This window comes from Paenibacillus sp. J22R3, from assembly GCF_056269305.1.
The window spans coordinates 1-19,203 of the sequence record NZ_JBWDNS010000009.1 but is presented as its reverse complement, the minus strand read 5'-3'; the positions used below and the strand labels follow the sequence as shown (position 1 = coordinate 19,203).

Here is a 19,203-nt window from a genome sequence, read left to right as displayed (position 1 = left end):
AGAGGAATCACTGTGACGTTATGGATCAAGAGCGCCGCAAGACTATCGTAAGAGAGATCGAGCATTGGCAGCGCAGTAAACTGCTTCCCGAGCAATATTGTGATTTTCTGCTCAACTTGTATTTGGAAGAAGGGGAGAAGCGCGCTCCGACTACCTTTGCGGGTCGAGCAGCGGTTGCAGTGAAAGGAGCGTCTGTTAAACAGTGGCTCCTGACATTTGGTATTTTTTCCTTGATCTGTTTTGTTTTTCTTTATTTTACTGTTTTTCATCCGCTATTGCAAATTGCGCTGTCGATTACCGGCGTCTACATCTTGCTCTTCATTGGACAACGATATCGTGCCAAAAACGAGTCTGTAGGAATAGGATTAATCGGGACCGGGATGCTGCTTATGTTGGGTGCAGGCTTATACATGCTGCAGTTACATGCGCTCGAAGCATGGGGATGGAAAGCCGGACTTCTTGCTTTCTGTTCGTTATTTTGGATCGCATTTGGTATTGGAGGCCGAATTCCGCTGTTGCATTTATGCGGCTGGATGGCTTCCTTCCTCGTATATGCATGGCTGTTGTCAAACAATACGGAATCGCCCAAATGGTTCGAAATCCAGCTGTACTGGCTGCCGGCTTCGTTCGTATTTGGCTGGTGCAGCTGGTTCTTCCATCGCTGGTCAAGACCGGTGGCATCGATACTGTTTGTTGCCGGTGCGCTCGTCTGGTTCATGCCTGAGCTGTACGCTGCTGTGTTCGCAGATGCGGAGTTTGGATTACAGCTTCAATTAATGGTCAAAATTATGGCGGGGGGAGCACTGCTCTTCTCCCTTCGAAAACAATGGATTGCGTGGGTTGCATGAGATGATAAAGTTGTCTAAACGTTTACAGCAAATTGCAGATCTGGTCTCGGCACAAGCACGAGTTGCAGATATTGGTTCCGACCATGCGCTGCTGCCGGTGTACCTGCTGCAAAGCGGTAAATGTCCATCCGCTATCGCGGGAGAGTTGAATACAGGGCCGTTTCAAGCTGCTAAGAGACAGGTAGCCGAAGCGGGTCTGACGAAGAAGATTGAGGTTCGACAAGGCGATGGACTAGCTGTTCTTGCCCCAGGTGAAGCAGACACGGTTACGATTGCCGGAATGGGCGGCAGCTTGATGGCAGACATCTTGGAGGCTGGTCGTCAGGCCGGCAAACTTGAAGGCGTTCGTGAGCTGGTGCTTCAGCCGAATGTCGGCGAAGAGATCGTTCGGAAGTGGCTCGTGCAGCACGGTTATGTCCTGCAGGATGAAATGATTCTGGAAGAGGATGGCCGTATCTATGAAGTACTGCATGCGCTGCATGAGCAACATAGCCCAACTTCGATTACTAATGAAGGCGTATATCATGCGTCGTTCCTGGAAATTCCGTCTATGACAGAGGCCGCGAAGCAGGAATGGCTCTACCGGATGGGTCCCTATTTGCTGCGACAGCCGAGCGATTGGCTTCACAACAAATGGCAGCATGAGCACGGGAAGCTCGATCGGATTTGCCGTCAATTGGGGCAGTCGGATCTCGCGGAATCGCGTGAGAAGGAAGCACAGCTGCGCGGTGAAATGAAAGGGATTGAGGAGGTGCTGTCATGTTTGCGAACGGCCAAACCGTCATCCAGCTAATCGAGCAGCTGGCTCCCAAACATATCGCAATGGAGAACGATAAAATCGGTCTTCAGCTCGGAACTCTGCAGAAGGTAGTCAGTAAGGTGCTTGTCGCACTCGATGTTACCGACGTGGTAGTGGATGAAGCCATTGCACTCGGCGCAGAACTGATCATCGCCCATCATGCGATAATTTATAGACCCCTTGCGAAGCTGGATACTTCAACTCCGGCAGGCAAGCTGTACGAGAAGCTAATCAAGAACGATATCGCCGTTTATATCGCGCATACCAATCTTGATGTAGCGGACGGCGGAATTAATGACTGGATGGCTGATCTGCTCGGATTGCCGGCCGAAGGCCGCGCTTCCCTTGAAGATGTTCATTCAGACAAGCTGTTCAAGCTGGTCGTCTTTGTTCCGAAAACGCATCACGAACAAGTGCTTCAAGCGATTTGGAATGCCGGGGCAGGAGAAATCGGCGGCTATAGCCAGTGCAGCTTTAATATCGAAGGCGTCGGCACCTTCCTGCCCGGTGATACTGCCGAACCGTTTATCGGGGAGAAGGGCAAGCTTGAGCGCGTACAGGAAATCCGCGTGGAAACGATTGTACCTGCAAGCGTGCAGCGTAAAGTTGTACAAGCCATGCTGAAGGCGCATCCCTACGAGGAAGTGGCTTATGATTTGTATCCTGTCGATATGAAAGGCCGCGTATTCGGACTCGGCCGCGTAGGCAAGCTGCCTGCGGCAGTGAAGCTTCGTGAGCTTGCTGAACGGGCAAAAGCCGTATTCGAGATTCCGGCACTGCGCGTCGTTGGCGATCTGGATCGCGATGTACGCAAAGTGGCGGTACTTGGCGGCTCCGGTGCCAGATATGTACGCCATGCGTTGTTTGCCGGCGCTGATGTGCTTGTAACGGGTGATATGGATTACCATACAGCGCATGATGCAGCGATGGCAGGGCTGTCGATTATCGACCCCGGCCACAATATTGAGAAGCTGATGAAGCCTCGCGTTGCCGATTGGCTGCGCCGAGAGCTCCAGCAGCGGAAATATGCGACTGAGGCGATTGCCTCACAGGTGGAGACAGAACCGTTCCAATTCCTGTAATCATAAATCGTCGCCTGGATGGAAATGAATCAGACCTTGAGCTTTTCCTTCGATCAGCGTATACTGTGTTGTACACGGAAAGTTTGACAGACAATCGCTGGCGGCCTTGTTGCCGCGAGAGGAAAGTCCGGGCTCCGTAGGGCAAAGATGCTGGATAACGTCCAGTCGGCGCGAGCCGAAGGATAGTGCCACAGAAATGGACCGCCGATGGCCGGATGCAAATCCGGTACAGGTAAGGGTGGAACCGTGGTGTAAGAGACCACGAGCGCCATTGGTGACAATGGGGCTGGTAAACCCCATCTGGAGCAAGACCGAGAGAACGCAGCAGCCTAGAGCTGCACCTCTGCCCGGGGAGCGTTCGGGTTGGTCGCTTGAGCTGATTAGCAATGATCGGCCTAGATAGATGATTGTCGCTTCAAACGTGGGAGGGTAGTTCCCGTCACACCACAAGAGGCACAGAACCCGGCTTACGGCAAGCTTTCCACATGCTCAAGAAACCCGCAAGGCTTATGCCTTGCGGGCTTCTTCGTTTTCGACGAAGACCGTCTGACGCTAAACAGGTCAGACGGTTTTCATCCTATTTATTCATATTTGCTCGCGATCTGAGCCAAGCGCCGTTCAACCTGCTGCGGAAATTGCTGCAGCGATACTTTCGACTGCTGCGCGGCTTTCAGCGCATTGACGACGTCGATTTGGCCGTAGCCGAAGTACTTATCCTTGCCTTTGTCGCCGAGATCCTTGGCAGACTTTCGCATGATATCCATGACTTCAACATTGGTCAGATCCGGATTGATCGACCGAATGAGCCCGGCAAGTGCGGCTACATGCGGACTTGCCATTGAAGTGCCGGAGAGCGCAGCATATTGGCTGCCCGGATAGGTGCTGGCGATGCTGAAGCCCGGTGCGGCTACATCGATATAACTTCCGTAGTTGGAGAATGTCGAGCGTGTGCCGTCCGAATTTGTGGAAGCTACTGCGAACACCTCGGGATATGCAGCTGGATAGCCGGGGCGCTCCGTATTATCATTGCCGCTAGCCGCTATTAGCACAACACCTTTGTCATAGGCGTATTTGATCGCATCGTGCAGAAACTGAGCTTCTGCATAGTTGCCCAAACTCATATTAATGACTTTGGCCCCATGATCAGTTGCCCATATGACGCCTTCCGCGACCGTGTAAGTAGAGCCTGCGCCGCTGCTGTCCAGCACTTTGACCGGTAACACTTTGTTGTACCAGGTCATGCCCGCGACGCCTTCTCCGTTATTGACTGCGGCAGCGATGATCCCTGCGACATGTGTGCCGTGACCGACATCGTCATCCGGCGGCGCATCTGGGATGACCAGATTGGTGCCTTTTGCAAGCTTGCCTTTCAGATCGGGATGATCCATTTGCACGCCGGTATCCAGTACCGCAATAACGACATTATTGCTGCCTTTCGAAACATTCCAGCCTTTCTCCGTTTCGATGACAGGCAGATTCCATTGATATTCCGAATAAAGCGCATCGTTAGGGATAATATCCGATGCCTCATTAGTCATATATAAGTAGTGAGGCTCGGCATACACGACGTGCCAGCTCGTTTTGAAGTAACGCATCATCGATTCCGCATCCATCACTCTGGAGCGGAAAACATACGTATACCCAAGCTTTTTCATGGAGAGAGCGGTAATATCCTGTTTGATTTGAGCTAATTGATCTACCGTTGGCGGTTGACGGAACTTTACCACAACCTCGTTCATATGGTAGTGACTGGCATTGCCGTTGTCTTCACCGCTTCTAACCGTAATATCTTCCGTAGAGTTCGGTTTGACAGACTCGATCTTGTATTTGCCTTCAGCCGGATAAGGGACAAGCCGCAAATTGCGCTGTTGGTGGCCTTGTACTTTCGTTACGATGTCCTGCAGCAGAATAGCCGCAATGCCGTCGCCTCTGTGCAACGTATCAGGCTCACCGATGATCATGTATCGATGTCCGTTTAATTGAAGCGGAGAGGAGGAATAAGCCTTCCCTGCAATGACATGCTGCTTCGCTTTCATCATTTCTTCATTGAGCTGGGATAAAGCAGGTTTGCTGCCTTTCGTGATGGAATGACTTTGATGTCTCCACCAGACGTAAATCATCTGTTTATGCATCTTCATTAAGTGCGTGAGATGATGCTCATTCGTTGCTGCCGAGGCTTCATGCTTCATCAGCTTCTGGAAATTCTTCGCGCACTCCGCATGGCATAGAACTGCCGTAGCATCCATATCATGCTTTACCGTTGCCAGCTTGAGCTGACGCTCACGGTGCGCGGACATGGTGCGCATTTCGGGTTTCTTTTCTTTATTGTCGGGACTTGGCGAGCTGAACCAAGGTGTGAGCGGAATGAGCAATGCGGCAGCTGCCAGAATACAAAACCAGCCGACCCATTTGCGCCTCGTCATGGTGAATACCCCCTTGAATAACTGTACTTGCTAGGTTTGACTGGAAGCCCAATGGGCTGCTTGTCTTAGGGTGACGTCGTGCAGGTGAAAATATACGGGGGCGATTCGGCAATCCGGAGTACCATCTGTTTGCTATTTGTGGTACGATGTTGATGATTTAAGTATTGTTTGCGATGATGAAAGGGGATCTACCATAATGCCTTCGACTAACGTAAAAGCGATTAGCGAATCAACGAGAGACAAATTAAAACTTGCGGTCGGCCATTTGGAGACGTTTCTGAACCAGTATGCGCTTCCACAGCTAACAGAAGAAGATCAAGGAAGCGATTCCGAGCTTTTCTATAAAGGTTTGCTGGCAGACCTCAGACACATGCTTGTATTCTCCGAAGTTGCTTACGAAAAATTGGGTGTGGCGATAAGACGTCCTAATTTCGATATTGATTTTGCAGAACGTGGTCTATACGAAGCGTATCATCAATGTGTAAATGCATTTTTCTACCCTAAGAACGAATGTTATTCCGAGGATGGCCGTTACGCTTACACTGGACAAGATGCGATCCGTTTCCGTAAGAAGCCGGTACGTGCCGCTCGTGATATCGTACTTACTGTATCGAAAATTTATGAAGAGCTCCGCGATGATCTATCCTACTATGAGAGCGACTACATGACTCAGCGCCGTATGCAGGGTCAAAAATAAGGAAAGCATACATCACCCCCGGTACGGGCAACTTGATACCGGGGGTGATTTTTATGCCGAATGGCGTAAGCTGCAGTGTTGCCAACTGTTCGTTCTGGAAAGAAGGAAATCAGTGCAATGCCGCGAAAATTGAAATCGACATCGACAGTCAGGCGAACAATCATTTCGGATCTGAATTTGCTGAAGAGGGCTTTGGAGGTAACCATCAGGATACCGCAACGAATCAGGCAGCTACCTGCTGCCATACCTTTAAAGCGAAGGAGTGAGGCTTGATGGAACGCGAATCAGAAGGGCAGTTCTCCCATAGCCCGCATGATGACTCATCGACTAATCCTTTGTATCATCCAGACATGAAGGCTTACAACGAAGAAATGTCTGCCGAAATTGCTGTACCGCGTCAGGCGATCCATTCCTATCCAACCCGCGAAAGCAATCATCTCACGAATGATGCAGTTCGTGAAACGAAGTCTGCCGGCCGTGCTACAGGCTGGGCAGCGCTTATATTAGCGGCATTGTCATGGGTGGTATGGCCTGTAGTGCTCGGTGCTACGGCAATCATTGTCGGTTTCATTGCTTACAGGCAGGGTGCTCGAGGTCTTGGCGTTTGGTCCATTACGCTAGGATTTATAGCCGCTGCTGCTTACTTGGTCCTTGTTCCCCTTTATTACGCGATAACCTAATGGATCTGAAGCCGGTCAGAGATTAATCTCTGCCGGCTTCTTTCATGAAAACACATCATAAATTAATAAACTGCCTTATATTAGCCGGGACTAATTGCTTACTGGCGGATCCTGCAAAAAAGTTGTAAAATAGTGTTATCTAATGTCGAATTGCCAAAGTGAATGTGGAGGTACACCATGAGCATTGATCCGCGAATAATGAAATCATTGCTGCAATTGCAGATGATGCCTAGTCTGGATCTGAACGGTAATGAGAATGTCCTATCTTCTGCGAGCGGCCAAGACGGTTCCTCCATGTTCGATTCATTGCTTCAGCAATACATGGCGGGCGGGACAGGCACTTCGGCGCTTGCTGACATGACTGCACAGCCAGGAATGATCTCACTCGAGGCGCTGAGCGGTTTAGTCCCTATGATTCAATCTGCAGCAGCTCAAAGCTCTACTGACGGCGACAGCAGACCATCAGAATTTGATGCCTATATTCATGCTGCCGCATCCAAATATGGTATTGATCCAACACTTATTAAAGCGGTCATACATACGGAATCCTCCTATAATCCAAACGCGGAATCCTCTGCCGGGGCGAAGGGGCTTATGCAGCTAATGGATGGCACCGCTCGTGGTCTTGGCGTTACGAATTCCTTTGATCCGCAGCAAAATATTGAAGGCGGAACTAAATTCCTTGCTTATCTCATGCGTAAGTATGAAGGTAATGAACAAACGGTCTTAGCTGCTTATAATGCCGGTCCGGGCAGAGTAGACCGTGCGGGAATTAAGAGCAATGAAGACTTTGCGGCGATGATGTCATTGCTGCCTCATGAGACACAGCGCTATGTAGCCAAAGTACAACGCTCCAAAGATCAATACGACAGTTCCATTTAAGCATGCCGACGAAGCCGCAGAAGAACTTTAACGGCTGGAGAGAATAAGAGATCACGGAGATCGTTGTGATTAGGGACAAGAAGCCATGTACCCTTCACAGCATTTTCGCTGATCTTTTTCGTTTGTTGTCAGAAGGATGAGAGGAAGCTGGATAAGATGTATTATTTTGATCACTGTGCTTCTACGCCTCCGCATGAAGAAGTCATCAGAACGATGGCAGAAGTCATGGCGAAGCATTATGCGAATCCGTCGTCGCTTCACAGAAGCGGCCAGGAAGCGGGTAATTTGCTGGAACGTGCAAGAGGGGCGATTGCTTCGATATTTCCGGGTACGGAAACAAAGGAATGGATATTTACCTCAAGTGGTACGGAGAGCAATAATATGGCTATTATGGGAGCGGCGAGAAGCGGTAAGAAACGCGGCAATCATTTGATTACAACGGTTGTGGAGCATCCCTCTGTATATGAAGCATTCAAAGCGCTGGAGCGTGAAGGCTTTGAAGTGACGTATTTACCGGTGGATTCGTTTGGCGTTGTATCTGTATCCGACCTTGAAGCTGCATTGACGAAAGAGACCATACTGGTAAGCGTCATGCATGTAAATAATGAAGTAGGAGCGATTCAGCCGATCAGGGAAATCGGTGAGCTGCTGAAAGGACATAAAGGTGTTTGGTTCCACGTGGATGGGGTTCAAAGTGTCGGTAAACTTACGGTTGATCTTGTCGGCTCTGGCATTGATATGTTCTCGGCTTCGGCACATAAAGTGAATGGCCCACGAGGTGTTGGTTTATTATACGTCCGGCAAGTCGTGGCGTTAGAGCCTTTATTAAGAGGGGGCAGCCAGGAGCGCGACCTTCGTCCGGGTACGGAGAACGTTCCGGCAATTGTTGCTTCCGCAAAGGCGTTCCGCCTTGCCGTAGAGAGCAGCTCCGCAAGAGCAGGGCACATGTACAAGCTGAGGGAACGGCTTATTGCATCCATCAAGGAGATGCCAGAGCTGCTCATAAACGGCAGTACCGATTGTAAGCTTGGCAGCGGTGCAGCGCCGCATATCGTGCATTTCTCATACCCCGGCATGAAGCCTGAGGTTATCATTCATATGCTCGAGAAGCAGGAAATTATGGCATCGACCAAATCTGCGTGTTCATCCAAGAGCGATGAGCCAAGCCGCGTACTTCAGGCCATGCATACTTCATATGAACGAGCAGTGAGCGGAATTCGCATTAGTTTCGGGGATGAGCATGGCGAGAAAGAGCTGGATTGGCTCTGCCAGAAGCTGCGTTTGGTCGTTCAGCAGCTAAAGCCGCTCGAGAGGAAGGGGTAAACGCATCATGAATCCGGATATGATCCTAATTCGTTTCGGCGAATTTACGATGAAAGGGAAGAACCGCGACCGTTTCGATAAACGAATGGTTGAACAAGTAAGGCGAGCATTGGCAAGTTTTGTTCGTGCTGAAATTACGCGTACTTACGGAAGAATCTATATCACATTAAATGGCGAGCCTTATGAGGAAATGGCAGTAAAACTTAAAGATATTTTCGGAATTGCGACTTTCAGTCCTATTCGAAAGGTTGCGAATGAACTGGAGGCCATTCGCTCTGCCGCACTGGAAGTTATGGGGGCGCTTCCGTCGCAGCCCGCGACATTCAAAGTGTCGACAAAGCGGGTGGAGAAACAGTTTCCGCATGATACGCAAGAAATGAATCATTTGGTCGGCGGTCATGTGCTGCGTGAAACACCTGGGCTAAAGGTGAATGTTAAGGAACCTGAAGTTGAACTTCGCGTTGAAATTCAACCGGAAGGCACTTACGTCTTCAGCAGCGTCGTACAAGCCGCTGGAGGCTACCCTTACGGCACGAACGGTAAAGCGATGCTGCTGCTCTCCGGCGGGATTGACAGCCCTGTAGCGGGCTATCTGGCGATGAGACAGGGTCTGGAGATCGAGGCGGTGCATTTTCACAGCTATCCGTTCACGAGCGATAAAGCGAAGGAGAAAGTAATTGACTTGGTTAGACGACTGTCACACTACAGCGGAGTGCCCATCAAGCTTCATTTGGTTTCGTTTACCGAGATTCAAACGGCACTGGCGCAGTCCGGACAAGATCCACTGATCATTACGCTGATGCGCCGCTCGATGCTCCGAATCGCGGAGTTGATCGCGGAACAGGTTGGTGGATTCGGTCTCGTGTCGGGAGACAGCTTAGGCCAAGTAGCTAGCCAGACGCTCGGCAGCATGAATGTTATCGGCCGTTCCACGCAGCTCCCGCTGCTTAGACCGCTCATTACGATGGATAAGAATGAAATCATTCGAATTGCCCGTAAGATTGATACGTTCGAGACATCGATTCTGCCTTATGAGGATTGTTGTACGTTGTTTGTTCCGAAATCACCAAGCACCAATCCGAATTTGGCCATAGTCGAGAAAACCGAGCAGGCGATTGCCGGGCTTGATGCGATGATTGCGGAGGCAGTTTCAAGCGTAGAAGTGATGCGTATTACGCCGGAGGTTCGGAATGCAGTTGAAACGGCAGGCGAGGATCGTTGGTTCTAAATAAAAAAGCAAGGAACCCCAGATTAATGGGATTCCCTGCTTTTTTCCATTCCGGTTTCCTGTTTGCGTGAAGCGTTCTTCCAAAGACCTGCTACGATAATAACGATGACGATCAATATCAGGAACGACCACTCAAAAGCGGGGTTATTCTTGAAGAATTCTTCGAGCTTAATTTCGTGCGTAATCATTTTGGCTGCCGTATAAGCCAACACTCCGGATCCTACGTAAACTATCCATGGGATCTTGTTGATCAGCTTAATAAACAGCGTACTGCCCCAAACTACGATTGGAATGCTGATGATAAGTCCAAGCAGAACCAGTAGTACACTGCCATGAGCCGCACCTGCGACCGCGATGACATTGTCTAAACCCATAGCTGCATCGGCTATAATGATTGTACGTACAGATTGCCATAAGGTGTTGCCTGCCGTGATATTGTCATGTGCTTCATTATCAACCAGCAGCTTGTAAGCAATCCAGAGCAGCAAAATGCCGCCTGCCAGCATGAGCCACGGAACATTGAGCAAGTATACAACTAATGTGGTAGCGATGGCTCGAATACCGACGGCACCGACTGTCCCCCATATGACGGCTTTTTTTTGCTGTTCCTTAGGCAGTTTTCGAGCTGCAAGCCCGATTACGATGGCGTTATCGCCGGCAAGAATGAGGTCGATAAAGACGATGGTAACCAGTGCAGAAAGAAATTCAAGTGAGAAAAAGTCCATTGCCTTTCTGTCCTCCTTTTCTTTAGAGCGCTATGATGTTTATCGTTCTTACGTTTAAAAACAGAGAAGGATTCAAAAATTCATAAACATAAGCTGTCCACTTGGGACATACACGTCATAGACGAGTACTTTCCTAACGTAGGAAGAAGCTCCATCGCCAAAGGACGGCCTAAGCCGTTTCTTCTTGAGGAGGCGTAATTTGTGGACAGCTTAATTATTTTCGTTCAAATTATGTTTATCAATTTGCTCTTGAGCGGTGATAATGCCGTAGTAATCGCTTTGGCGAGCCAGCAGCTTCCGAAAGCTCAGCGGCGCAAGGCCGTAACATGGGGTGCTGCTGCCGCCGTATTACTGCGCTGTTTGCTGACGCTAATTGCGCTGACGCTGCTGCAGGTACCGTACCTTCAGGCTGTCGGCAGCATCTTGTTGTTCATGATTGCCATCAAGCTGGTAACGGACGCATCGTCACATGCCGAGGAATTTCACAACATGCGCAAGGTAACCTCACTTTCCAGTGCAATCCGAACCATAGTGATCGCTGATTTTATTATGAGTTTGGACAATGTCTTGGCCATTGCCGCAGTGGCAGAAGGGGAGCCCGTACTTATTGTACTCGGGATTGCCCTTAGCATACCTATGATTATTTGGGGGAGTCAGCTACTTAGTACCATGATTCGCAAATTTCCTTCTTTTGTTTACATCGGAGGGGGACTACTCGGTTATGCGGCAGGTGAAATGCTGGTGCACGATCCAGCGATTCACCCGTTATTCACGAATGAATTATCGGTTCTGTTAACGGCAATTCCGGTTCTTTGCATCCCTTTGGTCATTATTGTGGCATTGCTGCGAATAAAAAGATAAGGTAAACTATATTTTTAGAGTAAATGTAGCAGTAACACTGGTTTTTTGCCTGCTGTTCCAGTACACTAGTAGATGTTAAAAAAGTGCCAGAGAGAAAGGAACATAGGCATGTCGAAAAACCAATACACCATCGGTCTTTTGTTTTTGATCGCGGGTGCTGTTATTTTACTCGGAAAGCTTGGACTGTTTGGGTTTATCGGCACAAACTTCTGGCCGCTTTTCGTTCTGATTCCCGGCATATTGCTGCACGTGCTGTTTTTTGGACGACTGCTTCCTCCGATTGTTCTAATCCCGGGAGCGATTCTGACAATTAACGCCTTTATTTTTTTCTTTTGCATTGCGTTCGGATGGAGCAACATGCACTACTTATGGCCTTTATTCATTTTTGCGGTTTCCATCGGTTTATACGAATATCATTTGTTTGATACGTACCATCCGAAGTTTCCACGAACACTTGCCATTATCCTTGCTCTTGTTTCAGCGTCGTTTTTTGGCATCATGCTAGTGTGGGGCTGGGGCTTATACCTTATCGCCATCGCATTTCTCGCGCTTGGTGCTTGGCTCGTTGCGGGACGTAAAGCTCGCTGGTAAAGGTTCAATTGTTTAACACGTTTGTCGCAAGCCCGCACACAGCAGACTAATAAATAAAAAAAAGTTGGAGTGGATTCTTAACATGCAAGCCAGAGAGAACATCAGGAATATCGCAATTATTGCGCACGTTGACCATGGTAAAACTACGCTAGTCGACAAATTGCTTCAACAATCCGGCACGTACCGTGACAATGAAACGGTTCAAGAACGCGCCATGGATTCCAATGATTTGGAACGGGAACGCGGCATTACCATCTTGGCTAAGAACACGGCAGTAAACTACAAGGAGTTTCTAATCAACATCGTGGATACTCCTGGACATGCCGATTTCGGCGGTGAAGTAGAGCGGATCATGAAGATGGTTGACGGCGTTCTTCTGGTCGTTGATGCATTCGAAGGCTGTATGCCGCAAACGAAATTCGTACTTCGTAAAGCACTGGAAAGCAATTTGACTCCGATTGTTGTTTTGAACAAAATCGACCGTCCGAATGCAAGCCCGGAGCAAGTCGTTGACGAAGTATTGGATCTGTTCATCGAGCTTGGTGCCAGTGATGAGCAGCTTGAATTCCCGGTTGTATACGCATCTGCATTGATGGGTACGGCTAGCTTGAATGTTGACAAACAAGACGAGAACATGCAGGCGCTTTATGAGACAATCATCGAGCAAATTCCGGCTCCGACAGAAAGCGTAGACGAGCCGCTTCAATTCCTCGTTACGTTGCTTGATTACAACGAGTACCTGGGCCGTATCGCAGTTGGTCGTGTAAACCGCGGTATCATCCGTCAAGGCCAATCCGTAGCTGTTATCAACCGCGAAGGTGTGACGAAACAAGCGCGTATTGAGAAGCTGTTTGGTTTCCAAGGTCTGAAACGTGTTGAGGTTGAAGAAGCAGGCGCAGGCGATATCGTAGCCATTGCCGGTATTCGTGAAATCAACATCGGTGAAACCATTGCAGATCCTGCTAACCCAGAGGCGCTGCCGGTTCTGAAGATCGATGAGCCGACATTGCAAATGACATTCCTTGTTAACAATAGTCCATTCGCAGGTCGCGAAGGCAAATGGGTAACTTCCCGTAAGCTGCGCGAGCGTCTGTTCAAAGAGCTTGAAACAGATGTGGCTCTTCGTGTAGAAGAAACAGACAGCCCGGATGCATTCGTTGTTTCCGGCCGTGGTGAGCTTCACTTGGGTATCTTGATCGAGAACATGCGTCGTGAAGGCTTCGAGCTTCAAGTTTCCAAACCTGAAGTTATTATCAAGGAAATTGACGGTCAGAAGAATGAGCCTTACGAGCGTTTGCTTATCGACGTACCGGAAGAAAGCACTGGCGCAGTTATGGAGAGCCTTGGTTCCCGTAAAGCCGAGATGGTCAACATGATCAATAACGGTACAGGTCAAGTACGTATTGAATTCATCATTCCTGCACGCGGTTTGATCGGATACCGTACGAACTTCTTGACACTGACTCGCGGTTACGGCATCATGAACCACGCATTCGATAGCTACGGTCCGCTTGCTGGCTCATCCGTCGGTGGACGTCATCAAGGTGTTCTTATTTCCAGTGAGAATGGCGTAACTACTTTCTATGGCATGATGGGCGTAGAAGATCGCGGCGTTCTGTTCATGGAGCCGGGTACAGATGTATACGAAGGTATGATTGTCGGCGAGCACAACCGCGATAACGACATCATCGTTAACATCTGTAAAGAAAAAGCACTGACAAACGTTCGTTCCGCTGGTAAAGACGACACCGTTCGTTTGAAAACACCAATCTTGTTCTCCCTTGAGCAAGCGCTGGAATATCTGAACGACGATGAATATTGCGAAGTAACGCCGAAGTCGATTCGTCTTCGTAAGAAGCTTCTCAATAAGAGCGAGCGCGAGCGCGCCGAGAAACAACGTAAGACAGCACAAGCTGGCGTTTAAGAGGTATACAATCGCCATTGATGGCACTAGATGACAGGCAGGGTTAGCAGCGCTCTCTTCATGCAGAAGAGTTCGTTGTTGCCCTGCCGTTTCTCGTCCGTGACCATATGGAAGTCATTTCAAGTCATTCGGGAGGTAGAAGCATCATGCAGAACTGGTTTCACGCTCATCCTATTTTGACCTATCTTATCATTCTGGCTTTGACCATTTATATTTTTAACGCTGTATTTCGTGTACAACGTTTGCCGATCCTCAAAGAAATACTCGTGCATCTCGTGATGGCGGGCGGATCGTTTGTGCTGTTCGTACTGCAATTCGATAAATTGCCAATTATCCAGTGCATGTCCGTTGCCGTGTTTATGATGGCTCTGCTTCGGGGTAGACAATTCTATGACAAGCTTAAAGGAAAACGCGGTGGAAGCAGCAGTTCGGATACGGGAGGGGCTTAACTTGCGGTTTGAGGATGCCTTGTTCAATTGGCTTCAAATTCAGCTGGTAGCAGAAGCAAGACCGGAAGACCGTGCTGCAATCGACACCCGAGATTTCTTCCTCGAGATTCTGACAGAGGATCACGGTATATCGAATCTGCACATACATACGGTAGATGATACGATGATCCATTTGAGGTTTGACAAGGATAATAAGAGCAAGCTGCAAATGTTTCCCCGAGAAGCCGGAGAACAGCTGCTTCAAGATATCAACGAGAATCCGAAATATAACTGACGAAGGTGGAAGTCATGACTAGGGGATCCGATTTGTCTCCACGTAAGGATAAGCGCAAGAAGAGATATTGGCTGCGCCGAGTGATGGTACTGTTTCTGGCCTTACTGATTGGCGTTGCAGGGTACCTGGGCTATTTATATAAGGTTTCGAAGGATGTACTGGGTGAAATTACGACGGATGCCGATCCGGCCGTAACGGTTTCTGCGAACCAGTCGGTTAAGGTGAAGCCGGTATCGATTATGCTGCTAGGCGTAGATACGCGGAAGGAAACAGGCAGCTTGAATACAGATGTCATGATGATTGCGACGTTTAACCCGAATACGAAGTCCGCAGTCGTTGTGTCCATTCCTCGTGATTCCAAGATTGAGCTCTCTGGCTACAATAGCCGCAAAGCAAATGCGTATTATTCAAGATTCCTCGCAGGCGCAAGAAATGACGGCTTGAAGGGGAAAGACGCGGAGAGGCAAGCGAAGCAGGATTTGCGCAAAATGTTCAGCAAATATTTTGATATCCCGATTGACTATACGGCAACGATCAACTTTCAAGGCTTCGTTGATGTCGTAGACGCGCTTGGCGGCGTCGATGTTGATGTGGACATGGACATGCGTTACGTCGACAATGCGGATGGCACGAGCATTGATTTGAAGAAGGGCCCTCAGAAGCTTAAAGGTGATGATGCGCTTGATTTCGTCCGTTACCGCAAGTCCAATGACGGTACGAATATGTCGAGCGACTTTGACCGCAATCGCCGTGAAAGTCAGGTGCTTGGTGAAATCGCGGATAAACTCAAATCCTTCTCCAGCGTACCCAAAATGGCTAATGTCATTAAGGCGGTAGGCAACAATATGCGTATGGATATTCCTAGTGACGAAGTAGAAAATATGATGAAAACGTACTTCGGCATAAGCAAAAGCGATATCACGTTTATCCCGCTCGAAGGGGAATGGCGCTCACCATATGTACATCTGAATGAAGCTAAACTTCAGGAAGCAAAATCGGCGCTGGCATCCAAATTGGCGGAATGAATGTGGTAGTACGACGTATGCTATGGTATAATAAAACCATCGAAGCACTTACACAATAGGCAAGGAGGACTGCGGATGACTGAACTTGTCACCGTACTTACTGACGAGTTGCTAAGTGGCCTGGAGAAAGAACCGTTTGTTCTGTTACACACAATTGATGCAGACAGCGGAGTTCCGACTTCCAGCGTAATATCGTGGATTTATGCGGTCAACCGCTCCACGCTGCGTTTTGCCATTGATGGTCGCTCGCGCCTAACGGTGAATATGACTTCGAAAGTGGATGTAAGCGTTACTGTGTTTGCGCCGGGTACTGTTCAAACGATCTACGGCACGGCACGGCTAGGTCTTGAGGACGTGCCATTCAAATTGGTATGTTTCGACATCGATATTGCTTCGGTACGCGATGCGATGTTTTACGGCGCACGCTTGTCCGCAAGACCCGAGTATGAGAAAACTTACGACAGAAGAGCTGCAGACAAACTGGATGGACAGGTGTTTGCTGCCATGAAGAAAGCCTAGTGAGGAATCACTAGGCTTTTTGTGTTCTTATACCGACTCTCACGGTGCCGGTGTCTTCGTAGGTCTAGAGCTTTTGTTTCATTTTTTGCTTATCCGTCTTAGCTGGATCCGGTTGCTCCGGTTGGATATCTCGCGGAACTTGAGGGACGATCCGCCCTATGATGTCGGCCATCTCTTCGGCAAATCCGGCAATGGGCCTGCCGCGCTTCATGTCGGCCTGTACTTCTTTAAGGCGGGTCCCAATGTCGATATCGGCGGTCACGATGGCATCAATGCCATAGGGGTCTTTGCGGAAAGCTTCTGCAACCGCATATTTGATCGTTCCAACACGGGATCGTTCCAAGTTTCCTGCTACATCAATGCCAACGATCGCTGTATTTTTAAACACGACACAGTGAGCGGCTTTCACGCCGGGTACATGCCGCGCCAGATCCTCTAAATGAGCTGCGACTTGTTTAGGGCTGCTGATTTGCTTCTTCTGCGGAGCGCTCTGCTGTGCACGAACGCGTTTATCATTCTGTGGAGAGGGTGATGTCTCATTGCGGGCGACAGTATTACAGCCTGTTGCCAGCAAGCAAAGGATCATAGCGGGCACCAGCCACTTTCTCATTTTCGCCACCTGACCTTTCTAGAGTCTGCAAAGTTTGTTCAAGCATAGTTTGCCTAGATGCAGGCCGCGCTATGTACGCCTTTGAATGAAATTCCAACGCCAGGAGGGCTCACGATGAAAAAGATATTCGTGCTCGACACCAATGTACTCTTACATGATCCGCAAGCGATCTTCGCTTTCGACGACAACGAGATCATTATACCCGCGGTGGTGTTGGAAGAAATTGATTCAAAGAAAAGATTGGCTGATGAGCTTGGCCGAAATGCACGGCATGTGTCCCGGCTGCTGGACCAAATGCGGATGACGGGACGATTGCACGAAGGAATTGAACTTGATAACGGGGGCGTTCTCAAGGTAGAACTGAATCATCGCAGCTTTATGCGTGTACAGGAAATGTTCGGTGAAATGTCTAACGACAATCGAATCCTTGCGGTGGCGCTCAATTATCATCTTGAAGAGCAGGACAAAGGAGACCCGCGTCCTGTTATCATTGTCAGTAAAGATGTACTCGTCCGCATTAAAGCGGATGTATTGGGGCTTGAAGCTCAAGATTATTTATCCGATCAGGTGGTTGCACCATCGGATGTGTATGCAGGTTATTTAACGCTTAAAGTGCATCCTTCGGTAATTGATGAATTTTATACTTACCGGTTTCTTACGATCAAGAATCTTCTGCTCAATTCACGACTGCATCCGAATGAATTTGTCATCCTGCGAGATGAGATGGGGACGTCTAAATCCGCGCTGCTCAAAGTCAGCCAAGACGGTGCAAGACTGGAGCCGCTCTATCTAAGCAATGATCCGGTGTGGGGGATTACCGCCCGTAATGCGCAGCAGCGCATGGCACTGGAGCTATTGCTCAGTGACGACATTCCACTCGTGACGCTGACCGGTAAAGCCGGTACAGGCAAGACGCTCCTGGCGCTTGCTGCAGGTCTGATGAAGGTGGAGGATGAGCACAAATACAAGAAGCTGCTGATCGCAAGACCGGTCGTTCCAATGGGGAAGGATATCGGATATTTACCGGGTGAGAAGGAAGAGAAGCTGCGTCCGTGGATGCAGCCGATTTATGATAATTTGGAGTATTTGTTTGATACGAAGAAGTCGGGCGATATTGATAAAATATTAATGGGGCTCGGCAGCATTCAGGTAGAGGCGCTCACTTATATTCGGGGGCGTTCGATACCGGGGCAATTCATCATCATCGATGAAGCGCAAAACTTGACTAAGCATGAGGTCAAAACGATCGTTTCGCGTGTCGGGGAAGGAAGTAAAATCGTCCTGATGGGCGATCCGGAGCAGATCGACCATCCTTATCTGGATTCGATCAGCAATGGCCTCACGCATATTGTGGAACGCTTCAAGCAAGAGAGCGTCAGCGGTCATATGACGCTCGAGAAAGGGGAACGTTCGAGACTCGCCCAACTGGCGGCGGATCTGCTCTAGTCGGTCGCTTCCAGCACCGTTTCGGAGCTGCAGCGATAGGCTCGTGCAATCCCCTCCATAAGTGAAACCTGATGACGGTCAATGGCGAGCAGCCTGCGGCCGTCATTTTGTATGTGGGTGGCAATGGCATGCTCGTCCGCTTGTTCAGCGGCTGAAGCAAGCTCAGCGTCAGGCGAAGTGCCGGGGATTAAGCAAACGATAGATGCCAGCAGTAAATCGAGATATCGATTGCCAGATGGCGTAATGAGTCCATAGTCCGTGAAGTTGCGGCTGTTAAGCGACCATGACTCTTCAAGCCGGACCCATTGTCCTTGCTCGCAATCAGCCTTATAGGAGTATGCAAATGCTTCAACAGCGTCCGCGTCTGCTTGGCTGTTAACGAAGAGCAAGGTGTCATCACGATCCAGCAAGGTGATCGTCGTGTCGGAAATGGCTAGCACCATTTGCTCGAAGTCGGTTGGCAGCATGTCCTTCGGTAATTGCAGGTCTACACTGTAAATCGGTTGCACGGATGCATCCTCCTCGCGAAGGGTAGTTTTCTCCAAGTATGACGGATTCTGTGGCGCGAAGCAATTTGCAAATGAGTCGATAGACGCAATTGACAGGCGACAAAAAAGCGCTTTCTTGCTAAAATAAAGATTAGCTAAAATTTATGTTAGCAGTGAGAGTTTGACTGCGTCAAACGTCAGAGGTGAGAGTTTGTCTACGACAAACTCCCTATTAGCATTAGAGGTGAGAGTTTGTCTCCGACAAACTCCCTATTAGCATTAGAGGTGAGAGTTTGTCTCCGACAAACTCCCTATTAGCATTAGAGGTG

Annotated in this window: 21 protein-coding genes and 1 other RNA gene; 18 read left to right on the top strand and 4 right to left on the bottom strand. The window is 49.2% G+C overall.

Annotated elements, in window-relative coordinates; all coding sequences use genetic code 11:
- The first annotated feature begins 20 nt into the window (after nt 1-20).
- The 4 genes from AC0YN4_RS28190 to rnpB all read left to right on the top strand — a co-directional run bounded on the left by AC0YN4_RS28190 (nt 21) and on the right by rnpB (nt 3,214).
- Complete coding sequence (locus tag AC0YN4_RS28190) at nt 21-848, top strand: hypothetical protein (RefSeq protein WP_475837325.1); 828 nt, start codon at nt 21-23, stop codon at nt 846-848.
- A gap of 1 nt (nt 849) precedes the next feature.
- The gene (locus tag AC0YN4_RS28185) at nt 850-1,641 is read left to right on the top strand and encodes a tRNA (adenine(22)-N(1))-methyltransferase (protein ID WP_475837324.1); all 792 of its coding nucleotides are present in this window, start codon (nt 850-852) and stop codon (nt 1,639-1,641) included.
- Nucleotides 1,608-2,729 carry a Nif3-like dinuclear metal center hexameric protein gene (locus tag AC0YN4_RS28180; RefSeq protein WP_475837323.1) on the top strand — a complete coding sequence of 374 codons (1,122 nt, stop codon included), beginning with the start codon at nt 1,608-1,610 and terminating at the stop codon, nt 2,727-2,729. The genes AC0YN4_RS28185 and AC0YN4_RS28180 overlap by 34 nt, the downstream gene beginning before the upstream one ends.
- A 78-nt stretch (nt 2,730-2,807) precedes the next feature.
- Nucleotides 2,808-3,214, top strand: an RNA gene (rnpB, locus tag AC0YN4_RS28175) — RNase P RNA component class A.
- A gap of 96 nt (nt 3,215-3,310) precedes the next feature.
- Here rnpB and AC0YN4_RS28170 read toward each other — a convergent pair.
- On the bottom strand, nt 3,311-5,152 hold the full coding sequence (locus AC0YN4_RS28170; protein ID WP_475779175.1) for a S8 family peptidase: 1,842 nt from the start codon (nt 5,150-5,152) through the stop codon (nt 3,311-3,313).
- Between the two features lie 196 nt (nt 5,153-5,348).
- Between AC0YN4_RS28170 and AC0YN4_RS28165 the strand changes: the two genes are divergently transcribed.
- From AC0YN4_RS28165 to thiI, 6 genes are all read left to right on the top strand, one after another.
- Nucleotides 5,349-5,849 carry a YpuI family protein gene (locus AC0YN4_RS28165; protein ID WP_090979890.1) on the top strand — a complete coding sequence of 167 codons (501 nt, stop codon included), beginning with the start codon at nt 5,349-5,351 and terminating at the stop codon, nt 5,847-5,849.
- 53 nt (nt 5,850-5,902) lie between these two features.
- A complete protein-coding gene (locus AC0YN4_RS28160; protein WP_475837322.1) occupies nt 5,903-6,115 on the top strand; it encodes a DUF1540 domain-containing protein in 213 nt (70 codons plus the stop codon).
- A 6-nt stretch (nt 6,116-6,121) separates the two neighbouring features.
- Entirely contained in the window at nt 6,122-6,529 is a 408-nt protein-coding gene (locus AC0YN4_RS28155) for a hypothetical protein (RefSeq protein WP_475779177.1), read from the top strand.
- 177 nt (nt 6,530-6,706) lie between these two features.
- Nucleotides 6,707-7,411 carry a lytic transglycosylase domain-containing protein gene (locus AC0YN4_RS28150; protein WP_475837321.1) on the top strand — a complete coding sequence of 235 codons (705 nt, stop codon included), beginning with the start codon at nt 6,707-6,709 and terminating at the stop codon, nt 7,409-7,411.
- A gap of 156 nt (nt 7,412-7,567) precedes the next feature.
- The gene (locus AC0YN4_RS28145; protein WP_475779179.1) at nt 7,568-8,734 is read left to right on the top strand and encodes a cysteine desulfurase family protein; all 1,167 of its coding nucleotides are present in this window, start codon (nt 7,568-7,570) and stop codon (nt 8,732-8,734) included.
- Between the two features lie 7 nt (nt 8,735-8,741).
- Nucleotides 8,742-9,962 carry a tRNA uracil 4-sulfurtransferase ThiI gene (thiI, locus tag AC0YN4_RS28140; RefSeq protein WP_475837320.1) on the top strand — a complete coding sequence of 407 codons (1,221 nt, stop codon included), beginning with the start codon at nt 8,742-8,744 and terminating at the stop codon, nt 9,960-9,962.
- Between the two features lie 23 nt (nt 9,963-9,985).
- Here the strand turns inward: thiI and AC0YN4_RS28135 are convergent, their stop codons facing one another.
- A complete protein-coding gene (locus AC0YN4_RS28135) occupies nt 9,986-10,687 on the bottom strand; it encodes a TerC family protein (RefSeq protein WP_475779181.1) in 702 nt (233 codons plus the stop codon).
- A 201-nt stretch (nt 10,688-10,888) separates the two neighbouring features.
- Here AC0YN4_RS28135 and AC0YN4_RS28130 point away from each other — a divergent pair, with 201 nt between their 5' ends.
- The 7 genes from AC0YN4_RS28130 (at nt 10,889) to AC0YN4_RS28100 (ending at nt 16,330) form a co-directional block, all read left to right on the top strand.
- Nucleotides 10,889-11,548, top strand: a complete 660-nt coding sequence (locus AC0YN4_RS28130) for a TerC family protein (protein ID WP_475779182.1) — start codon at nt 10,889-10,891, stop codon at nt 11,546-11,548.
- A 138-nt stretch (nt 11,549-11,686) separates the two neighbouring features.
- Entirely contained in the window at nt 11,687-12,139 is a 453-nt protein-coding gene (locus AC0YN4_RS28125; protein WP_475837319.1) for a hypothetical protein, read from the top strand.
- 82 nt (nt 12,140-12,221) lie between these two features.
- Nucleotides 12,222-14,063: a translational GTPase TypA gene (gene typA / locus AC0YN4_RS28120; protein WP_475837318.1), complete on the top strand. Its 1,842-nt coding sequence runs from the start codon at nt 12,222-12,224 to the stop codon at nt 14,061-14,063.
- A gap of 146 nt (nt 14,064-14,209) precedes the next feature.
- The gene (locus AC0YN4_RS28115) at nt 14,210-14,512 is read left to right on the top strand and encodes a YlaH-like family protein (protein WP_090979869.1); all 303 of its coding nucleotides are present in this window, start codon (nt 14,210-14,212) and stop codon (nt 14,510-14,512) included.
- A gap of 1 nt (nt 14,513) precedes the next feature.
- Nucleotides 14,514-14,786 carry a hypothetical protein gene (locus tag AC0YN4_RS28110; protein WP_475779184.1) on the top strand — a complete coding sequence of 91 codons (273 nt, stop codon included), beginning with the start codon at nt 14,514-14,516 and terminating at the stop codon, nt 14,784-14,786.
- A 14-nt stretch (nt 14,787-14,800) separates the two neighbouring features.
- Nucleotides 14,801-15,811 (top strand): LCP family protein, encoded by a 1,011-nt coding sequence (locus AC0YN4_RS28105; RefSeq protein ID WP_475779185.1) that lies wholly within the window; start codon nt 14,801-14,803, stop codon nt 15,809-15,811.
- 75 nt (nt 15,812-15,886) lie between these two features.
- Nucleotides 15,887-16,330, top strand: coding sequence for a PNPOx family protein (locus tag AC0YN4_RS28100; protein ID WP_475837317.1), 444 nt, complete (start codon nt 15,887-15,889; stop codon nt 16,328-16,330).
- A gap of 64 nt (nt 16,331-16,394) precedes the next feature.
- On the opposite strand, the gene AC0YN4_RS28095 is transcribed toward AC0YN4_RS28100, so the two are convergent.
- Complete coding sequence (locus AC0YN4_RS28095; RefSeq protein ID WP_475779187.1) at nt 16,395-16,940, bottom strand: YhcN/YlaJ family sporulation lipoprotein; 546 nt, start codon at nt 16,938-16,940, stop codon at nt 16,395-16,397.
- 114 nt (nt 16,941-17,054) lie between these two features.
- Between AC0YN4_RS28095 and AC0YN4_RS28090 the strand changes: the two genes are divergently transcribed.
- A complete protein-coding gene (locus AC0YN4_RS28090) occupies nt 17,055-18,386 on the top strand; it encodes a PhoH family protein (RefSeq protein WP_090979859.1) in 1,332 nt (443 codons plus the stop codon).
- On the opposite strand, the gene AC0YN4_RS28085 is transcribed toward AC0YN4_RS28090, so the two are convergent.
- Nucleotides 18,383-18,895 carry a hypothetical protein gene (locus AC0YN4_RS28085; protein WP_475779188.1) on the bottom strand — a complete coding sequence of 171 codons (513 nt, stop codon included), beginning with the start codon at nt 18,893-18,895 and terminating at the stop codon, nt 18,383-18,385. The two genes, AC0YN4_RS28090 and AC0YN4_RS28085, sit on opposite strands and share 4 nt — an antisense overlap.
- Nucleotides 18,896-19,203 lie beyond the last annotated feature (308 nt).

What these genes read in the sequence shown, in the direction of transcription:
- AC0YN4_RS28170 (WP_475779175.1), bottom strand. Translation starts at nt 5,152, where the DNA reads ATGACGAGGCGCAAATGGGTCGGCTGGTTTTGTATTCTGGCAGCTGCC.
- AC0YN4_RS28115 (WP_090979869.1), top strand. Translation starts at nt 14,210, where the DNA reads ATGCAGAACTGGTTTCACGCTCATCCTATTTTGACCTATCTTATCATT.
- AC0YN4_RS28160 (WP_475837322.1), top strand. Translation starts at nt 5,903, where the DNA reads ATGCCGAATGGCGTAAGCTGCAGTGTTGCCAACTGTTCGTTCTGGAAA.
- AC0YN4_RS28155 (WP_475779177.1), top strand. Translation starts at nt 6,122, where the DNA reads ATGGAACGCGAATCAGAAGGGCAGTTCTCCCATAGCCCGCATGATGAC.
- AC0YN4_RS28135 (WP_475779181.1), bottom strand. Translation starts at nt 10,687, where the DNA reads ATGGACTTTTTCTCACTTGAATTTCTTTCTGCACTGGTTACCATCGTC.
- typA (WP_475837318.1), top strand. Translation starts at nt 12,222, where the DNA reads ATGCAAGCCAGAGAGAACATCAGGAATATCGCAATTATTGCGCACGTT.
- AC0YN4_RS28100 (WP_475837317.1), top strand. Translation starts at nt 15,887, where the DNA reads ATGACTGAACTTGTCACCGTACTTACTGACGAGTTGCTAAGTGGCCTG.
- thiI (WP_475837320.1), top strand. Translation starts at nt 8,742, where the DNA reads ATGAATCCGGATATGATCCTAATTCGTTTCGGCGAATTTACGATGAAA.
- AC0YN4_RS28180 (WP_475837323.1), top strand. Translation starts at nt 1,608, where the DNA reads ATGTTTGCGAACGGCCAAACCGTCATCCAGCTAATCGAGCAGCTGGCT.
- AC0YN4_RS28145 (WP_475779179.1), top strand. Translation starts at nt 7,568, where the DNA reads ATGTATTATTTTGATCACTGTGCTTCTACGCCTCCGCATGAAGAAGTC.
- AC0YN4_RS28185 (WP_475837324.1), top strand. Translation starts at nt 850, where the DNA reads ATGATAAAGTTGTCTAAACGTTTACAGCAAATTGCAGATCTGGTCTCG.
- AC0YN4_RS28165 (WP_090979890.1), top strand. Translation starts at nt 5,349, where the DNA reads ATGCCTTCGACTAACGTAAAAGCGATTAGCGAATCAACGAGAGACAAA.
- AC0YN4_RS28190 (WP_475837325.1), top strand. Translation starts at nt 21, where the DNA reads ATGGATCAAGAGCGCCGCAAGACTATCGTAAGAGAGATCGAGCATTGG.
- AC0YN4_RS28150 (WP_475837321.1), top strand. Translation starts at nt 6,707, where the DNA reads ATGAGCATTGATCCGCGAATAATGAAATCATTGCTGCAATTGCAGATG.
- AC0YN4_RS28090 (WP_090979859.1), top strand. Translation starts at nt 17,055, where the DNA reads ATGAAAAAGATATTCGTGCTCGACACCAATGTACTCTTACATGATCCG.
- AC0YN4_RS28095 (WP_475779187.1), bottom strand. Translation starts at nt 16,940, where the DNA reads ATGAGAAAGTGGCTGGTGCCCGCTATGATCCTTTGCTTGCTGGCAACA.
- AC0YN4_RS28105 (WP_475779185.1), top strand. Translation starts at nt 14,801, where the DNA reads ATGACTAGGGGATCCGATTTGTCTCCACGTAAGGATAAGCGCAAGAAG.